This is a genomic window from Holdemanella sp. (genome assembly GCF_056804935.1).
On sequence record NZ_DBMEXE010000259.1, the window covers coordinates 1 to 2,020 of the forward strand.

2 protein-coding genes are annotated in these 2,020 nt (G+C 35.1%); both read right to left on the reverse strand.

What is annotated here, in order from left to right; translation table 11 throughout:
- Window positions 1-1,220, reverse strand: a 1,220-nt coding sequence (locus tag ACZQCL_RS09045; protein ID WP_482482922.1) for a DUF2779 domain-containing protein, incomplete at its 3' end; no start/stop codon positions are given.
- Window positions 1,221-1,253: 33 nt separating this feature from the next.
- On the reverse strand, window positions 1,254-2,020 hold a 767-nt coding region (locus tag ACZQCL_RS09050; protein ID WP_482482924.1), incomplete at its 5' end, for a helix-turn-helix transcriptional regulator.

Here is a 2,020-nt window from a genome sequence, read left to right on the forward strand (position 1 = left end):
TAGTAGAGTCCTGCCTCAAATGGTTTTGATAAATCCACCATTCTTGAACAAATCGACTCTAATTCTTCCCTATATTCTTCAAATTGACTCGCTAATTGTTTCAATCTCAGCTTTTCAGCTCCCTCCATATTATAAACAAGAATCGTTCCTGTTTTAGGAAGGTCTTTGATCAATTGCTCAACAAAATGGCGACGGCAATCTTTGGATTCAAAGAAGTTATAATGAGTTAAATTTCCATCCGAAGTTTCTACATGAAGACTATATTGAAAACATAATACGTCAAAAGGCTTCATATTCATATAGGGTGGTACCGCAAAGGTATCCCATTCAAAATCCAAATATGAAATTGGATATTTGATTTGTTTCATCCATACCTGTAAAGCGGCACGATCCATAAATGGTTTTTGCGTTTTACTAGCCATATATTGCGCATATTGAAGGCGGAATCCTTCAATTTGATTCAATGGCAACTCATGAATATGACGAATACCACGATCATACGCATCCAACTTATGTTGATTGGTTGTAAAGAATAAAATCGAGTCGTCCGGTTCATTAGATTCATCAAAACATACAGAATAGTAGTTGCACCTTCTTAAGGCTGTACATTGTTTTGTGCGTACTGGTGTAACACTTGGTCGATTTAATATTTCTTTTGTTCTTTCAATCCAACCATCCAAATCCACATCCACTTCTTCCATACATTCGGCAATTGTTTTCGATAAGTGGTTGCGCTTATTGAATAGTTTGTCGCTGATACATAACAGTTCATTTAAATCCAACGCATCCTGACGAACATATTCTTTGTTTAAATAGACAATGCGATTTTCGACAATGTCAACGCCACAATGCGAAAGAATCATTTGATTGACCTTCATGATCAATGCTTCATTTTCTTTAGGATACGCACTCAAATGTGGATACACGGCCATATATCCATCCTCTAATTTTTTAAGATAAGGAATCTTTGTTCGACACTCCTTATATTCAAAGCGTGCAAAACATACAACTTCGTTTTCTTCTAATAATTTTAAAGATTGTTCGTTTGAATCCATGGAATGACCTAAGCCACACTCATTCGCATTCAAATAATTTCGCCATAGATCGGAGAATGGACAATCCATTTTATAAAAACTTTCCTGGTGAAGTGAATTGTGGGCGCTGTTCCAACAAAAACAGTCACATTTCATTTCACGCATTAAATCTGATACATGTAACATAAAAAATTCACCATATCTATTGTACTTCAATTTTTAATTCTTTTCATCCCTATACGCATTTAATATTTTTTGAACACGAGACAAATAAGCAATTTTTACATCTTCAGGACCTAAAAGCTCCATTTGATCACTCATAGAAAACAAGGACTGATACAAGTTTGACATGTCGTCTGTATAGAACTCAAAGTCTGTGTACGCTTCTTGTTTATTGATGGCTTGTAGTTTATTGCCCCAATATTTTTCTTTAAATAAGCGAAGCCCATTATTTTCATGGTAAACTCTCACTTTCACAAGTTTTAAATCCAAAGGAATCAAAGAATGTTCCCCGATGTAGTTGCTTAAATGAAAGTGATTATCTCGAATAAAGTGTCTCGATGAAATTTCACATGAAAACATACGTTGCGAACTAAAACGGTACATGCGATAGTCTTTTCTTAATAAAGAAAAACCAATTAAATAATACGACTTATGGTAGTGAATGATTTCATAGGGTTCAACCTCAAATTGTTTAGGGGCCTCATCCTGTAAAGACTGGTACGACAAAAGAACGCAAAGACCATGGTTCATGGCTTGTTGCGTCTTATCAATCATGTGGGAGATTTTTTCGTCTAATTCCATAGAATTGGACATATAGTGTAAGGAATCGTTGGATGAAATCTTGCTTGTCGAAATAATCTTATCCATCGCATCACAATATAGTGGAAGGGGTTTAAAGTCTTTTTGTGTACGCATAAACTTATAGGATTGCACCAAAGCATCCTTTTGTTCGTCACTAAAAATAGTGACAGGAAGATCGTATT